Origin of the sequence: Streptomyces sp. NPDC001381, from assembly GCF_042895685.1 — a bacterium.
Classification (GTDB): Bacteria; Actinomycetota; Actinomycetes; order Streptomycetales; family Streptomycetaceae; genus Streptomyces.
The window spans coordinates 278,813-294,893 of the sequence record NZ_JBIAWO010000004.1 but is presented as its reverse complement, the minus strand read 5'-3'; the positions used below and the strand labels follow the sequence as shown (position 1 = coordinate 294,893).

Genomic DNA, 16,081 nt, shown 5'->3' with positions numbered 1-16,081 from the left:
CCCGCACGTTGTGCACAAGATTCGCCACACACTGTGGACAACAGTGCGCTCAGCTGAGCTGGGTGGTTCTCAGGAGGGTCACCACGACCACGGCCACCAGCACCAGCGCACAGGTCCCGTACTGGACCAGGGCACGGTGTCCGCGAGGGGCGTGGACCATGCCGTACCCGATGAGCACACCCGCGACCAGGCCGCCGATGTGGGCCTCCCAGGCGATGTTGCTCCACCCGAAGGTGAAGATCAGGTTGATCACCAGCAGGGTGACGATCGGCCGCATGTCGTAGCGCATCCGGCGCATCAGGACGGCCGTGGCACCGAACAGGCCGAAGATGGCGCCGGAGGCGCCGAGCGAGGGCTGGTTCGGTTCGGCGAGCAGGTACGTCAGCGCGCTGCCCGCCAGGCCCGAGACGAAGTAGAGCGCCAGGTAGCGGGCGCGGCCGAGGGCCTGTTCGAGGGGGCCGCCGAGCCACCAGAGGCTGAGCATGTTGAACAGGATGTGGACGACACCGCCGTGCAGGAACATCGGGGTCAGCAGGCGGTACCACTGGCCCTCCGCGATGCCCTCGACCTCCCCGAGGGCGGGCACGTACGCCCGGCCGAGCAGCTCGAAGCGGACGGTGAAATCGTCGCCCACGGCCATCTGGACCAGGTAGAACGCGAGACACAGCCCGATCAGGATCTTGGTGACCAGACGGGGATCGCCCGCGACCGTGCCGCCCGCGAGGGTGCGGGGGCGGGACGCCGCCGGCGGATGCCCGGTGCCCGTGCCCGCCCGCACACACTCGGGGCACTGGAACCCGACGGAGGCGCTGACCATGCACTCCGGGCAGATCGGCCGCTCGCAGCGGGTGCAGCGGACGCCGGTCTCCCGGCCCGGGTGCCGGTAGCAGGAGGGCAGGCCGCTGTCGGTGTCGTCCGGCCGGCTGCCTGGCGCCTGGTCCATGGGCTCCCCTAGGTCGTCGTCGTACGGGACTCTGCCCTGCTCATCCTTACGGACGAGCGGGACGGATGGTTCCTGCCCCGGACAATCCCTAGCGCTTCTCCACGACGACCGACTCGATGACGATGTCGTTCAGGGGCCGGTTGGTGCGGGGGTTGGTCTCGGAGGCCGCGATGTCCTCCACGACCTTCTGGCTCGCCTTGTCGACGACCTCGCCGAAGATGGTGTGCTTGCGGTTGAGCCAGGCCGTGGGGGCGACGGTGATGAAGAACTGGGAGCCGTTGGTGCCCGGGCCGGCGTTGGCCATGGCCAGCAGATACGGCCGGTCGAAGCGCAGCTCCGGGTGGAACTCGTCGGCGAACTGGTAGCCGGGGTCGCCGGTGCCGTTGCCCAGCGGGTCGCCGCCCTGGATCATGAACCCGCTCATCACCCGGTGGAAGACCGTGCCGTCGTAGAGGGGGGCGGTGGTCCGCTCACCGGTGGCGGGGTGGACCCACTCGCGCGCGCCGGTGGCCAGCTCGACGAAGTTGTCGACCGTCCTCGGGGCGAAGTCCCGGAAGAGCCGGATCTCGATGTCGCCCCTGTCGGTCCTGAGAGTGGCGTAGAGCTGCTCGGCCACGATCGTGCCTTCCGTTGTGCTCGTGTGATCCCCCGATCCTCGCACGGACGGGAGCGGCCGGAGCCGATCCGTGGCATTGTCGACGACAAGGCCCCGTTGCCCCGAATTCGCCCCAGTCGCACGTGCCCCGGCACCCGGATGCCCGACCGCACGTGCCCCGTCGGCGTTCGGCAGGCATGATCCGTAAAAGGGTGGAAAGTCGAAATACCGTACGCCACCGAGGAGGAGGAACCCGTGACCCGCATCGACAGCGTGCGCGCCGCGACCGGCTCGGCGAAGGACAGCGTGCTGCACGCCGCGGAAGTGGTGGCGCCCTACGCCGACACGGCCAAGGAAAGGGCCTCGCAGTACGCGCACGAGGCCCGTGTACGACTCGCGCCCAAGGTGTCGCTGGCCGCCGAGCAGGCCCGAACGCAGTACGGCACTCATGTCGCGCCCCGGCTGGAACAGGCGCGGACGCACGTACCACCGAAGGTCGACCAGGCCGCGCAGGAGGCGGCGGTCCGTGCCCGCCTGGCCGCACGGCAGGCCGCCGAGTACTCGCGCCAGGCCGCCGAGTACTCCCGGCCGAGGATCGAGCAGGCGGTGGCCGCGGCCCTGCCCGTGAAGGACGAGGCCGCCGCCCGCGGCATCGCCGCGCTGGCCGCGCTGCGCGGCCAGGTGACACCGAAGGAGATCGAGAAACTCGTGCGCCGGCACCGGCGGCGGGCGCGGGCCGGCAAGCTCGCCAAGGCCCTGGCCGTGGCCGGCGCGGTCGCCGGAGGTGCCTTCGCGGCCTGGAAGTGGTGGGACAAGCAGGCCAACCCCGACTGGCTGGTGGAACCGCCCGCGCCCACGGAGGTCCCCGCATCGGGCGGTCTGACCTCGGTGGACGGCAGCGGTGACACCTCCGTCCTGGACCCCGAGGTCCAGGCGAAGCAGGCCGAGGACGAGGCCGACCGCGACGACCGCGGCTGACCGGCCCCACCACCGACGGCTCGCACCGGGGCGGGAGACTCCCACGTCTCCCGCCCTTCGCCGTGCACCCGGCAGCGTGGAGCCAAATCACCCCGCGGACCGAGGGGTTGGACCGCGGACCGGCTCCCGCGAGGCGTCCTCGGTCCGGGCGGGGTTCCGGCACGCGCCACGGAGGCCGTCCCGCGTGGCGGCGGCCGTCCTGCGCCGCGGCAGCGGTCGGACCTGCGTGGCGGGGGCCGTTCTGCGCGGCGGTCCGGGCTCCCCCGTCCCCGCGGACAACGGCCCGGGGACCCGCCAGGCGGCCGACGCTGCCCCGGCAGGCTGTCGAAAAAGCCCCCCTGTCCTGTGTTTCCACAGGTCAGAGGGGCTTTCCGGATGTGGAGCCTAGGGGAGTCGAACCCCTGACATCTGCCATGCAAAGACAGCGCTCTACCAACTGAGCTAAGGCCCCGGAAGGGACGTCCGGCCGAGAACCCGTCCCGGCGGCCGCCGCAGACCAGAGTACCGGGTCACCGGGGGTATCTCGCAAAAAGATTGGGGGTCCCCGTGCATGACCACTCTCCGTAAGATGCTCGACGTGGTTCGCTACAGCGAACCGTGGATGTTCTGGGGAAGCGATGGGGAGACGCAATGGACGCCGCACAGCAGGAAGCGACCGCGAGAGCGCGGGAACTGCAGCGGAACTGGTACGGGGAGCCGCTGGGGGCGCTCTTCCGTAAGCTCATCGACGATCTTGGCCTCAACCAGGCTCGTCTCGCGGGAGTCCTGGGACTGTCCGCACCGATGCTGTCCCAGCTGATGAGCGGTCAGCGGGCGAAGATCGGAAACCCGGCCGTGGTGCAGCGCGTGCAGCTGCTCCAGGAACTGGCCGGACAGGTCGCGGACGGCAGCGTCAGCGCCGCCGAGGCGACCGAGCGGATGGACGAGATCAAGCAGTCGCAAGGGGGCTCCGTGCTCAGCAACACCACCGCCACGACGAGCAGTTCGGGCGCGCCCACGGTCAAGCGGGTGGTCCGCGAGATCCAGTCGCTGCTGCGCTCGGTCGCCGCCGCGGGCGACATCATCGACGCCGCCGACACTCTCGCCCCGACCCACCCGGAACTGGCAGAGTTCCTCCGGGTGTACGGCGCCGGCCGTACCTCGGACGCGGTCACGCACTACCAGTCCCACCAGAACTGATCCGCCGGTCCGGTCGCCCCAAGGGGGTTCGGCGCCGGACGCGGAAACAGCGGGAAGGACTGCGGCCGGAGGGGCGTGGAGACACACGGCCCGGCCGACGGGGGACACGTACGGGGGTCCACGGGGGACAAGTACGGCGTCCACGGGGGACGCGCACGGGGGTCCACGGGGGACACATACGGGGGCACGGGGGACATACCCGAGGGGCCCGGGGTACTCGCCCCGAGGACCAGGGGGACACGGGGGTCGTATCGCTCGCCGCGGGGGTAGCGAGGGGGTAGCAGGGGGGACACCTGAGGGGGAGGAGCGACGCACTGCCATGGGTGAGGTCTTCGCCGGACGGTACGAACTGGCCGACCCGATCGGGCGCGGAGGGGTCGGCGCGGTCTGGCGCGCCTGGGACCACCGCCGTCGCCGCTATGTGGCCGCCAAGGTGCTCCAGCAGCGGGACGCCCACTCCCTGCTGCGGTTCGTCCGCGAACAGGCGCTCAGGATCGACCACCCGCATGTGCTCGCGCCCGCCAGCTGGGCCGCCGACGACGACAAGGTCCTGTTCACCATGGACCTGGTGGCCGGGGGTTCGCTGGTCCATCTCGTCGGCGACTACGGTCCGCTGCCGCCGGCGTTCGTCTGCACCCTGCTCGACCAGTTGCTGTCCGGGCTCGCGGCGGTGCACGCGGAAGGCGTGGTCCACCGGGACATCAAACCGGCCAACGTGCTGCTGGAGGCCACCGGCACCGCCCGTCCCCGGCTGCGGCTCTCCGACTTCGGCATCGCGATGCGACTGGGCGAACCGCGCCTGACCGAGACCAACCTCGTGGTGGGGACGCCCGGTTACCTCGCTCCCGAGCAGATGCTGGGTGCCGATCCCGCCTTCCCCGCCGACCTGTTCGCCGTCGGCCTGGTCGCGCTGTACCTCCTGGAAGGCGCCAAGCCGGACACCAAGGCGCTCGTCCAGTACTTCACCGAGCACGGAACCCCGGGCGCTCCCAAGGGAATTCCCGAACCGCTGTGGCAGGTCGTCGCCATGCTGCTGCAGCCCGACCCCGAAGCCCGCTTCCGTACGGCCACGGGTGCGCGCAAGGCGCTGGCGGCCGCCGCCGAACTCCTCCCCGAGCCCGGCCCGGACGACGAACTCATCGAGATCTTCGACCAACTCGGCCCGCTCCCCAAGGGCTTCGCCCCCGACGGCCCCCTGAAGCCACTGCGGAGGACGGCCCCCTCCACACGCCCGGGCGGAGCACCGCCGCCGCGCCACCCGGACGCCGCTCCCCTCTCCGTCCCCCCGGGAACCCCACCCCACCCGGACCACCCGGACCACCCGGACCACCTGGCCATGGGCCCGACACCCGGCGCTGCGGGAACAACTCCGGTGTCCGGCAACGCGGGTACGACTCCCACCCCCGGCCACCCCGGTGCGCACCCGGGCCCTGGCCACCCCGGGACGAACCCCACCCCCGGCCACCTCGGTGCCGATCCCGGCCCCGGCCATCCCGGCGCGACTCCGGCCCCCGGCCATGCGGGTACGACGTCCGCCCCCGGTCGCCTCGGTACGCCCCCCACCCCTGGCCACCCCGGTCCGACCTCCACCCCCCGCCACGCCGGTACGACACCGTCCCCCGGCCCCGCCGGTACGACACCCGCCCCCAGCCATGCGGGTACGGCCGCCGGCTTCGCGCGCCCGGTCCCCACTCCCCCCTCGGGTCATCCCGCCGAGGGCACCCCGCCCGCACGGCCGACGGCACCGCCCGCCGCGGCCCACCCCGGCGCCGTCGCACCCGCGGGCCACCCGGCTGCGGGACTCCCGCCGGTCCAGCCGGCCACGCCTCCCGGGACGGCCCACCCCGGCGGAGGGTCGCTTCCCTTCCGGCCGGACACTCCCCCCGGCCCGGTCCCTGCGGGCACGGATTCCCTGCCCGCGCAGCCCGCCACACCCCCCGGCGCGGCCGGCCCAGGAGAAACGTCCCCTCAGACACCTCACCCGCCTCACACCCCGGCCGCCGCTCCCCATCCGGCCGCTCCCGGCAGGACCCCGCCCTCCGCCTGGGCCGGCCACGGCGCCGCCTCGTCGGCTGCCGCCGGGGGCGGGTCCCCGGCCGGTCAGTCCGGGGCAGGAGCCGTACCGCGGACCGCCGGCCGCCTGCCCGAGCCGCATTCCGCACCGAGCGCGCCGCGCTTCCCCGCACATCCCCCCACGGTCACCCCCACCCCGACGCCCACCCCCACCCCCTCCATGTCGGACACCGGCAGCTTCCACCTGCCGCCCCCGCTGCCAACGGTCACCGCCACCCCCACGCCCACGCCCACCCCGCAGCCGTACCTCTCCACCGCCCCCCACGACCCCGCCTACGCCCTGCCCGCCTCCCCGGGGCGCCACGGCGAGGCGGTCACCGCCTCCTACACCGCCCAGGACCCGGTACCGGCGGCCCCGCAGCGCCGGGGGCACCGGGCCGTGCGCCGGAGCCGGCCGGGACCGCCCGCCAAGGTCGCGGTGCCGCTGCTGCTCCTCGCGCTGGCCTGCTACGCCGTGGGGTTCTGGGCGTTGGCCCGTATCTGACCGGCGCGAGTCCGAGCGGAGGCCCGGCGGGCGGTCAGGGTCCACCCGCCGAGGAACAGCAGCAGCGCGCTTCCGGTGCCGAGGCCGGCCACCGCGACCGCCGTCATCACGGCGTCGCCCCCACCCGCGGCGGACCCCCCGGCCGGGCTCAACCCCGTGTCGGCGCCGAACACCCCGCTCGGCACCGGCCGCCACGCGTATCCGGGACCGGCCTGCGCGGTACCGCCGAGACGGACGCGCAGCGTCACCTCGTAGGGCCCGTCGCCGAACCGCTCGGCGACCTGGGCGGCGAGATGGACGACGAGGTAGTACGAGCCGGCGAACCGCAGGCTGCTCACGGGGTCGGTGGGGGCGTACCGGTTGACGTACCGGACGGGCGGGACGGGGTCCAGGGAGGCCGACTTCTCACTGCCGCCGTAGCCGGTGCCCCGGGCCTCGACCTTGGCCCGCACCGGGTTGTAGAGCGTCAGTTCCAGCGCGTCGACCACGTACGCGGACGCGGAGTCGGCCCCGGACGCGGTGCCGCCGGACAGATCGGCCTCGGCGTACAGCTGCTGCCCCCAGTCGACGGGGACCTTGTAGAAGACGGTCTCGCCGGGGACCACCTCGTCGCGCCAGACACCCTGCTCGACGGCGGTCGCCGCGGTGAAGCCCGCGCCGCCGGAACGCACCACCGGCTCCCCGGAGGGCGCCGCGGGTGTCGCGGAGTCCCACGCCTCGGGCACGCTCGTGGCGTCGTCCCGCACGAGCGGCGGCTCGGAGACGGGCGCGAGCTCCAGTTCCCAGGGGTCGTCCACACCCTCGCCGGCGCCGGTGTCCGTCCGCTCGACGACCACGTAGTACGTGCCCGCCTTCTGGCACAGCCCCTTCCCGGGCCTGATCTCCCGCGCGCCCCAGGCCGTCACCGGCTGCGGGCTGCGCGCGGCGCCGATCGTGGCCGACTCGTAGGAGCAGTTCGCGCCGCGAGCGTCCTGGACGGAGACCGAGACGCCGTCGCCGACGGCGGGCGTGCTGCCGGGGCGGGGGATCGCGGTGACGGAGACGTACGCGGTCGACGTGGCGTCGAGATCCAGGCGGTAGTAGGCCTTCTCACCGGCCGGAAGCTCGCTCTTGTACGTCGCTCCGGACGCAAGGCGCGCGGCCTGCGCGGTGCCGGTCGCGGCGCGGGCGTCACGGACGTCGTCGGCGAAGGCGTACGACGGGACGTCCGGCGCGGCGACGGCACCGGGCGCCGGGACCGTCGCCGCCAGAAGCACGCCCATGACCACGGCGCCCAGCCCAGCCGCCGCCCGCCCCGCCCGCCGGGCCATCAAACCCGCCCCCTCGCCTTGGTCCGAACGTGGCCCATCCTGCCCCGCCGCCCCGGCGTCCGCCCCCGCATTCCGTACGAGCGTCCGAAACGCGCTCCTCTATCCCCGGGCCGAGGAGTCCGCAACCGGAAACACAAAACCCCGACCGCTACGGCGGCCGGGGTCTGGCTGGATCTCAGTCTCTGGTGTCGGTACTCACGAACCCGTGGGCACGGAGTCAGTCGCCTCCGTCCACAGATCCTGCTCGGCGCGATCCGCCTGGATCTGGCGGTACACGAGGAGCCCGCCGATGGCGGCCAGTGCGACCAGGAGAAGCTTCTTCACCGCGCGACCTCGTCTTTCCTTGACGTAAGGGACCTCTGGCGCCCGACTATACACACCGACCGATATCGATCGGTGACCTGCGTCGGCCTCTCAACTCCCGCCTTCGGCAGCCCGATGAACCGTCGTCGCACGTGCACCCGTCCGAGTGGTGTTCATCGGAACATCGCCCCGTCGTGTGCGTCGGTCCCCCTCTTCCCGACCCCCATACACATCATGAGCAAAGTACGCAAATCGCCCAACCCGAAAGTGAGGGGCATGACCGAGAACCGGGTCAAGAAGCTGTGGACCGCCATCGTCACCGCCTTCCTCGCGCTGTGCACGGCGCTCGGCTTCATCACGTCGACCGCCACGACCGCGACGGCGCAGACCGGACCGACGCACACCGGCGGCGGCAACACCGGCGGCAGCGAGAACAAGACCGGCGAGAGCAGGGGCGGTGAGAGCACAGCCGCTGAGAGCAGGGCTGGTGAGACCGGGGCCCGTGAGACCAGGATCGCTGAGGCCGACGCCCGCCCCACGAGCGGAGTCGGTGAGCGCACCGCCCGCCACGTGGGCGACGTCGGCCACGCCGGCAGCCGAAGCGACGTCGGTGCCCCCCGCGCCCGCGGCGAGGCCACCGCCGGCAGCGCGCCGACCGGGAGCGCCTCGGCGACGAACTGGCCGGCGACCTCCTCCTGGGACTGGTTCTCCACCCGGTCCCTGCCCCCCACGATGAAGCAGCGCATCCTCGCCGAGGCCCACGGCAAGTCCCCCAGCTGCCGCCACCGTCCCCTCTCCGACGCGGACGCGGCCGAGGACACCACCGCCTGCGACACCGCGGAACCGGACGAGCCCTCCATCCCGCTGCAGCGCTGAGCCCCGGGCGCCGCACCCCCGTCCGGAGCAGCACGGACGTGACGAACAGACGGAACTTCACACGGCATCACCAGGCAGCGCCTGGCAGCACCGACTTGAGGAAAACCAGCTCAGCACCACGCACGACGTGACGGCGACTTGCGTACCGACCGCGCGATGCAGGCCCGGCGACTCCCCGGAGCGCCCGGGCCTTCGCCGTACGCACCACGCCCCCCATTAACCTGACTCCGTGCCCCAGAACTGCGAACGGACCCCGGTCGTCCGCGACAACGGCCGGCACCAGTGGGAGAAGGACCGAGCACGCGCGCCGAGAACAGTGCGTGCCACAACCGGTGCGACCGAGCAGGACACCGGCCTGGACTCTCCCGACCTGGTCTTCCACGCGCAGTACCGCGACCTCGCGGCGCCGCGAGCGCTGGCGGAGGCGTTCGGCGTCCCCGCGGGCACCGTGCTCCTGGAGCGTTCCTACCGGACCCGGTACGACGCCGAGAGCGCGCCCTTCGCGCTGGTCACCTCCTATCTGGTCCGCGAGATGATCGCCGCCAACCCCGAGCTGCTGGACGAGACGAACGAGCCCTGGCCCGGCGGCACCCAGAGCCAGCTGCACACCGTCGGCATCGAGGTGGACCGTGTCGAGGAACGCCTCACCGCCCGCGCACCGCACCCCGCGGAGGCCCGGGAGCTGGAGCTGCCGCCCGGCGCGCCGGTGATCCTGCTGCGCAAGACCTCGTACGACATCGACGACCGGGTCGTGAACATCGCCGACGTGACACTGCCCGCCGACCGTACGGAGCTGCTGTTCACCACCTGTCTGGAGAGGTGGTGAGCCCGACATGACGACACGGAAGGCGGCCGACGCCGCCGTGGACCGGCGCATCGTCGTCGTCACCGCGGTCCACGCCCCCTCGGCCCGGTATCTGCCCGAGGCGTGGGCATCGCTGCGCGAGCAGGAGCTGCCCGAGGGCTGGGAGTGGCACTGGGTGGTCCAGGAGGACGGCACGACCGACGCCGTCGCCCCGCACGTCCCCGACGACCCGCGGGTGACCTTCCGCCAGGGGCGCCCCGGCGGTCCCGGCGTCGCCCGTACCGTCGCGCTCGCGCACGCCGGGGGCGTGTACGTGAAGATCCTGGACGCCGACGACCGGCTCACGCCCGGCGCCCTCGCCCGCGACCTGGCCGCCCTGGAGGGCGATCCGGGCCTCGGCTGGGCGACCTCCCGGGTCCTGGACCTGCTGCCGGACGGTTCCACGGTCGGCTTCCCTGGCGATCCCGCGGGCGGGCCGATCGAGCGGGGCGCCGTGCTCGACCACTGGAAGGCGAACGGCTTCCTCGCCCAGGTCCACCCGGCCTCCCTCTTCGTCCGCCGGGACCTGCTGGCGGCCCTGGGCGGCTGGATGGCGCTGCCCGCGTCCGAGGACACCGGTCTGCTGCTCGCGCTCAACGCGGTGAGCCGGGGCTGGTTCACCCCCGAGGTCGGCCTCCTGTACCGCAAGTGGGCCGGGCAGGCCACGGGCCAGGCCGCCCACGTCGACCCCGCCGAGCGGGAGGCGCGGATGGCGGTCGTGGAGGCCAGGGCCCGGGCCCTCGCGTCGTTCGGCTGGGGCTACCCCGAAGGCTCCCCCGCGATCGCCGTCGACACCGGCCAGGCCTGACCCGCCGGACATCCCCTGTTCCGCCGGACATCCCCTGTTCCGCCGGACATCCCCTGTTCCGCCGGACATCCCGACCCTTCGGACATGCCTGGCCCGCCGGACCTGCCTGTTCCGCCGGACATGCCTGGCCCGCCGACCTGGCCTGGCTTCACCAGCCGGCCTGGCCCGGCTTGATCCGCCGGCCTCGGCCGACCCGCCGGACATGCCTGTGCCGTCGGCCTGGCCTGATCCAGCGGCCCGGCCCGGCCTGGCCTGCTTCGCCCGCCTCGGCCGCCACTCCGGCCCTGGCCCGTCCCGCCAGAACCTTCCTGTTCTCGGCCGGACCCTCCTGTTCCGCCGGACCTGCCTCGCCCGCCGGCCTGACCTGGCCTGCTCCCGCCAGACAGGCGCTACTCGGCCGTCGGCTGACCCGCGGCGACGGTCAGCCAGTGGGCGACCCGCCGCAGGGTCGTCTCGTCGGCCCCGTCCACGAGGGCACGGACGGCCGTGACGTCGTCCGGGGTGAGGTCGTAGAGACCGGCCTTGCTCAGGCCCGCCATGAGGACCTGGTGCCGGCGGTCCTCCATGCGTTCCGCGAGCCTGGTCGGCGCGGGGGTGTCGCCGGAAGGCGGCGGCTCGGGCGCCTCGGGGGCGGCCACGGGAGCGGGGGAGGTGTCGTAGCGGTGCCACGCGCCGTCCTTAGGGCCCCACAGATCGACCGTCACGTCCTCCCCGCGCGCTCGCGTGACCTGGGTCATCTCGCCCACCGCGTACAGCACGGGCACCCGGTCGGGCGATTCCGCGGCGGCCCGCCAGGACTGTGAGGACGGATCGTGGAACATCGCGACCCAGCGGGGAGCCCCCGGCGGCTGCGGGCTCCGGGGACGGGCCTGACCGGTCTGTCGGGTCTCCATGGCGCTCGCCTACCCTTCCGTGTCGGCATGGCAGGGCGACCATAACTGACGGGCCGTCAGCTAACCAGAGTCCGACGGCCCGCTGTGCCGCGGCGCGGCGCCGCCCGGCGACGAGTCCCGGCCAAAGGTGATCGGGAAGTGGCCCCGACGGTGGATCGATGCGTGAGGGCGGCGGGCCCGGGGTAACTCAACCCGGTTCGGGAACCGAGGAGCGGAAAGTGACCGGTGCGCACTGCACACGACATCGCGCACGCCACACCGTTCGGCACCGGTCCCTCCCCTCGTGCGGACCGCTGCCGAACGGTGCGGGTGACGTCGGGCTGTGGCCTGGATCCTGCCAGCTGCGGCGCACGGCGAGGAGGGTACCGACATCCGGTCCTCACCATTGCCGCAGGTCAGACGTATAAAGTGAGTTTTCCGGTCCGGATTCCAGGTGCGGGGGAAGTAAAGGGGTGGAGACCTTGAGTCTCGACTCAGGGGCACGCACAGCCTTCGCCGAGCGCCTCGCGCTGCTGTACAAGGAGGCCGGCAACCCTCCCCTCAAGCGTGTGTCCGAGGCGGTCGCCCGGCTGCAGCGGGTCGACGAGCGCGGGCGCCAGGTGCGGGTGTCCGCCCAGCGGATCAGCGACTGGCGCCGGGCCAGGAACGTACCCGCCCAGTTCGCCGCGCTCGCCGCCGTCCTCCACGTCCTGATCCCCGAGGCCCGGCGCGCCCGGCCCGCCCCGGTCTCCCCCGGCCTGTACGACATGCCCCAGTGGCAGCGCCTCTGGGAGCGCGCGCTGGCCGACCCGGTCGCGGCCGGTGAGGGCGCCGTCTCCACCGAGGAGACGGAGAAGGAGCAGGCTCCGGCCGAGGCCGCCGCCGTCCCCGGTGGCGTGTGTCCCTACCGGGGCCTGGCCTCCTACCGCCAGCAGGACGCCCGCTGGTTCTTCGGCCGGGAGCGCAGCACCGACGCCCTGGTCACCCAGTTGCGCGCCGCGGGACGCGCGGGCGGCCTGGTGATGCTGGTGGGCGCCTCGGGCGCGGGCAAGTCCTCGCTGCTGAGCGCCGGCCTGGTGCCCGCGCTGCGCGAGGGCGCGCTCGGCGACGAGAACGGCGCGGCACGGGACGTACTGCAGCTCGTCCCGGGAGCCGACCCGCTCGCGGAACTGGCCGACCGGATCCCCGAGCTCACGGCGCTCGTGCGACGGGTACGGGGTACACGGGAACCCGACGTTCCGGAGGCGGATGCGAAGACGGCGCCCGAGGCGACGGCCAAGGCGGAGACGACGGCCAAGGCGACTGCCGAGGCGGAGAGGGCGGCCGAGGCGGAGGCGACGTCGGGAGCAGGCGTGCCGGACACGCGTATGCCGCTCTCCCGCAGCTCCACCTCCCGTGCCCCCCTCTCCCACGCCCCCCTCACCCGCCCCGAACCCGGCACCCCCGAACCCCGCACCCCCGAACCCGGCACCCGTGAGTTCGCGCGGGCCGTGCGGGAGGCCGTCACGGCCTGGGCGCTCCGGGAGTCGCCCGAGGCCGCGCGGCCGGTGGTCATCGTGGACCAGTTCGAGGAGGCCTTCACCCTCTGCTCCGACGAGGCCGTCAGGCGCGCCTTCGTCCAGCTGCTGCACGCCGCCGCCACGCCCGCCCGGCCGGGGGAGCGGGCCCCGGTGCTGGTCGTCCTCGGCATCCGCGCCGACTTCTACGAACAGTGCCTCGCCCATCCGGAACTGGCCGACGCCCTCCAGCACCGGCACATGGTCCTCGGCCCGCTGACCACGGCGGAGCTGCGCGAGGCGGTGACCGGCCCGGCCAAGGCCGTCGGTCTCGAACTCGAACCCGGACTCGCCGAGCTGATCGTCCGGGAGGTCAGCGCCGACGGCCCGCGCGGCGCCCACGACGCCGGCGTCCTGCCGCTGCTGTCCCACGCCCTGCTCGCCACCTGGCAGCGCCGCAAGGCCGGCCGGCTGACCCTGGCCGGCTACCGGGCGGCCGGCGGCATCCAGGGCGCCGTCGCCGCGACCGCCGAGCGGGCCTGGTCCGGTCTGGACCCGGCCGCCCGGACGGCCGCCCGGCTGCTGCTGCTGAGGCTGGTCCGGCTCGGCGAGGACACCCAGGCCACCCGCCGCCGCGGCACCCGCCGTCAGCTGGCGCAGGAGTCGACGGACCCCGGCGCGACGGAGGAGTCCCTGGAGGCGCTGGTGCGCGCCCGGCTGGTGACACTGGACGCGGAGTCGGTGGAGATCACCCATGAGGCCCTGCTGACCGCGTGGCCGCGGCTGCGCGAGTGGATCGACGAGGACCGCAGCGACCATCTGCTGCGTCAGCGCCTCGAGGAGGACGGCCGGGCCTGGGAGAACTCCCACCGCGACTCCTCGCTGCTGTACCGGGGATCGCGCCTGGAACAGGCGCACACCTGGGCGAAGTCGGCCGGCGACACCTTCCTGACCCGCAGCGCGGTGGACTTCCTGGCCGCGTCGGTCCGGCTGCGCCGGCGCACCGTCTGGATCAGCCGCGGCGCGGTGTCGGCGTTGGTGGTGCTGGCGATGCTGGCGGTCGGCGCGGCGGTGGTCGCGTGGCAGCAGCGCAACGACGCCGTGTTCGAGCAGGTGGTCGCGGAGGCCGACCGTGTGCAGTACACGGACCCGTCGCTGTCCGCCCAGCTCGACCTGGTCGCCCACCGGCTGCGGCCGGGCGACGAGGGCGCGCGCAACCGGCTGATCTCGATCGTCAACGCCCCGCTGGCCACGCCGCTCCTCGGCCACACCGGTGCCGTCTACCTCACCTCGTTCAGCCCGGACGGCAAGACCCTGGCCACCGCCAGCTACGACCGGACCATCCGCCTGTGGAACGTGGCCGACCCGTCCCGCCCCGAGCCGCTGGGCAAGCCCCTCACCGGTCACACCAGCTGGGTGAGCAGCGCGGTCTTCAGCCCGGACGGCCACACGCTCGCCGGCGCCGGCGACGACGGCACGGTCCGCCTGTGGGACGTGCGCAACCCGGCCGCACCCCGCCTCCTGGGGGACGTGCTGAAGGCCCGGGGCGGCACGGTCTACCTGGTCGCCTTCAGCCCGGACGGCCGCACCCTGGCCTCCGCGCACGAGGACGGCAAGGTCCGCCTCTGGAACGTCGCCGACCCGTCCGCCCCGAAGGCCCTCGCTCCGCTCGGCGGCCACACCGCCGCCGTCCGCTCCGTGGCGTTCGCCCCGGACGGCCGCACCCTCGCGACCGGCGGCGACGACAACACCGTACGGCTGTGGAACACGGCCGACCCCCGTCACCCGCGACCGCTGGGCAGGCCGCTCACCGGGCACGACGGCACGGTCCACTCGGTGGCGTTCAGCCCGGACGGCCGTACGCTCGCCAGCGGCAGCGCGGACGACACCGTACGGCTGTGGAACGTGGCGGACCCCGGGCACGCGGGGGCTCTTGGCGTGCCGCTCACCGGCCACACCGGCCCGGTGTGGTCCGTGGCGTTCAGCCCGAATGGTTCGATGCTCGCCGCCGCCAGCGCGGACAGCACGGCCATCCTGTGGAACGTCGGCGATCCGGCGTACCCCTCCCAGGTCGGCGAGCCCCTCGCGGGCAGCAGCGGCGAGATGTACGCCCTGGGCTTCAGCCCCGACGGGACCACCCTCGCCACCGGCAGCGGGGACAACAAGATCCGCCTGTGGTCGGTCCCCACGTCGGACATGGTCGGCCGCACCGGAGCGTTCCGGCCGGACGGCAAGGTGCTCGGCACCGCCGCCCGCGACGGACGCGTCCGCCTGTGGAACGTGCGGCGCCCGGACCGGCCCGAGCCGCTCGGCGAACCCTTCATGCCCGGGGACGGCGGCTACCGTTCGCTGGTCTTCTCCCCCGACGGCCGCACCCTCGCGGTGCTGACGGGCAACCGGGCGGTGCACCTCTGGAACGTCACCGACCCGGCCCACCCGGTGGCCTACGGATCGCCGATCACCCTGCGCACCCGTTTCACGGGCCCCGACGCGCTCGCCTACAGCCCGGACGGCCGCACCCTGGCGACCGGCTACGACGACCGCACCGTCCAGCTGTGGAACGTCGCCGACCCCTCCCACGTCACCCGGCTCGGCTCACCGCTCACGGGCCACAAGGGATACGTCAACGCCCTGGCGTTCAGCCCCGACGGGAGAACGCTGGCGTCCGGCAGCGCGGACGGCACCGTCCGCCTGTGGAACGTGACCGGCCCGAGCCGTACGGTCCGCCTTGGCTCCCCCCTCAAGGGCCACCTCGGTCCGGTCAACGCCCTGGTCTACAGCCCCGACGGAAGGACCCTGGCGTCCGGCAGCGACGACGACACGGTCCGCCTGTGGAACATCGCCGACCCCGCGAGGGCCACCCGCCTCGGCTCCCCCCTCACCGGGCACACGGAGGCGGTCGTCTCCCTCACCTTCAGCCAGGACGGCGGCACGCTGGCCAGCGGCGGCAACGACAACACGGTCCGCCTGTGGAACGTCCGCGTCCCCTCCGACGCCTCCCCCATCGGCCAGGCGATGAGCCCCAACGCCAAGACCGGCAACTTCCTCTCCTTCAGCCCCGAGAGCCACATGCTGGGTGTCTCCAGCGGCGCCGACACGGTCCGTCTGTGGAACCTCGACGTCGACCAGGCGATCGCCCACATCTGCTCCACCACCCGGAACGTCCTGACCCCCCAGAAGTGGAACGAATACCTCCCCCGCCTCTCGTACGACCCTCCGTGCGACCCCTGACCCCAGAGTGATCCCGGTCACAAGTCCCCCCTCCGCCCGACCAGTCGCCTCCCGTTGATCAACCACCCTTGTTAGCCTTGGCCCAAGCC

At 73.5% G+C, this 16,081-nt stretch carries 12 protein-coding genes and 1 tRNA gene; 7 read left to right on the top strand and 6 right to left on the bottom strand.

The window, feature by feature from the left end:
• Positions 1 to 49: 49 nt before the first annotated feature.
• On the bottom strand, positions 50 to 943 hold the full coding sequence (locus tag ACFY2L_RS19945; RefSeq protein WP_390659765.1) for a rhomboid family intramembrane serine protease: 894 nt from the start codon (positions 941 to 943) through the stop codon (positions 50 to 52).
• A gap of 88 nt (positions 944 to 1,031) precedes the next feature.
• Complete coding sequence (locus ACFY2L_RS19940; protein ID WP_390659766.1) at positions 1,032 to 1,559, bottom strand: peptidylprolyl isomerase; 528 nt, start codon at positions 1,557 to 1,559, stop codon at positions 1,032 to 1,034.
• Between the two features lie 234 nt (positions 1,560 to 1,793).
• On the opposite strand from ACFY2L_RS19940, the gene ACFY2L_RS19935 reads away from it, so the two are divergent.
• Complete coding sequence (locus tag ACFY2L_RS19935) at positions 1,794 to 2,516, top strand: DUF5324 family protein (protein WP_390659767.1); 723 nt, start codon at positions 1,794 to 1,796, stop codon at positions 2,514 to 2,516.
• A 378-nt stretch (positions 2,517 to 2,894) separates the two neighbouring features.
• On the opposite strand, the gene ACFY2L_RS19930 is transcribed toward ACFY2L_RS19935, so the two are convergent.
• Positions 2,895 to 2,967: transfer RNA gene (locus ACFY2L_RS19930), tRNA-Ala, on the bottom strand.
• 179 nt (positions 2,968 to 3,146) lie between these two features.
• On the opposite strand from ACFY2L_RS19930, the gene ACFY2L_RS19925 reads away from it, so the two are divergent.
• Both ACFY2L_RS19925 and ACFY2L_RS19920 read left to right on the top strand, forming a co-directional pair.
• Positions 3,147 to 3,695, top strand: coding sequence for a helix-turn-helix domain-containing protein (locus tag ACFY2L_RS19925; RefSeq protein WP_390659768.1), 549 nt, complete (start codon positions 3,147 to 3,149; stop codon positions 3,693 to 3,695).
• 319 nt (positions 3,696 to 4,014) lie between these two features.
• Positions 4,015 to 6,252 (top strand): protein kinase, encoded by a 2,238-nt coding sequence (locus ACFY2L_RS19920; protein WP_390822937.1) that lies wholly within the window; start codon positions 4,015 to 4,017, stop codon positions 6,250 to 6,252.
• Here the strand turns inward: ACFY2L_RS19920 and ACFY2L_RS19915 are convergent.
• Together ACFY2L_RS19915 and ACFY2L_RS19910 are read right to left on the bottom strand one after the other, a co-directional pair.
• On the bottom strand, positions 6,216 to 7,562 hold the full coding sequence (locus tag ACFY2L_RS19915) for a hypothetical protein (protein WP_390659770.1): 1,347 nt from the start codon (positions 7,560 to 7,562) through the stop codon (positions 6,216 to 6,218). The two genes, ACFY2L_RS19920 and ACFY2L_RS19915, sit on opposite strands and share 37 nt — an antisense overlap.
• 195 nt (positions 7,563 to 7,757) lie before the next feature.
• The gene (locus ACFY2L_RS19910) at positions 7,758 to 7,886 is read right to left on the bottom strand and encodes a DLW-39 family protein (protein ID WP_003999697.1); all 129 of its coding nucleotides are present in this window, start codon (positions 7,884 to 7,886) and stop codon (positions 7,758 to 7,760) included.
• A 255-nt stretch (positions 7,887 to 8,141) separates the two neighbouring features.
• Between ACFY2L_RS19910 and ACFY2L_RS19905 the strand changes: the two genes are divergently transcribed.
• The 3 genes from ACFY2L_RS19905 (at position 8,142) to ACFY2L_RS19895 (ending at position 10,393) form a co-directional block, all read left to right on the top strand.
• Positions 8,142 to 8,741 (top strand): DUF6344 domain-containing protein, encoded by a 600-nt coding sequence (locus ACFY2L_RS19905; RefSeq protein ID WP_390822936.1) that lies wholly within the window; start codon positions 8,142 to 8,144, stop codon positions 8,739 to 8,741.
• Positions 8,742 to 8,970: 229 nt separating this feature from the next.
• Entirely contained in the window at positions 8,971 to 9,567 is a 597-nt protein-coding gene (locus tag ACFY2L_RS19900) for a UTRA domain-containing protein (protein ID WP_390822935.1), read from the top strand.
• Positions 9,568 to 9,574: 7 nt separating this feature from the next.
• On the top strand, positions 9,575 to 10,393 hold the full coding sequence (locus ACFY2L_RS19895) for a glycosyltransferase family 2 protein (RefSeq protein WP_390822934.1): 819 nt from the start codon (positions 9,575 to 9,577) through the stop codon (positions 10,391 to 10,393).
• Between the two features lie 389 nt (positions 10,394 to 10,782).
• On the opposite strand, the gene ACFY2L_RS19890 is transcribed toward ACFY2L_RS19895, so the two are convergent.
• Positions 10,783 to 11,286, bottom strand: coding sequence for a hypothetical protein (locus ACFY2L_RS19890; RefSeq protein ID WP_390822933.1), 504 nt, complete (start codon positions 11,284 to 11,286; stop codon positions 10,783 to 10,785).
• 461 nt (positions 11,287 to 11,747) lie between these two features.
• On the opposite strand from ACFY2L_RS19890, the gene ACFY2L_RS19885 reads away from it, so the two are divergent.
• A complete protein-coding gene (locus tag ACFY2L_RS19885; RefSeq protein WP_390822932.1) occupies positions 11,748 to 15,992 on the top strand; it encodes a hypothetical protein in 4,245 nt (1,414 codons plus the stop codon).
• Positions 15,993 to 16,081: the final 89 nt, after the last annotated feature.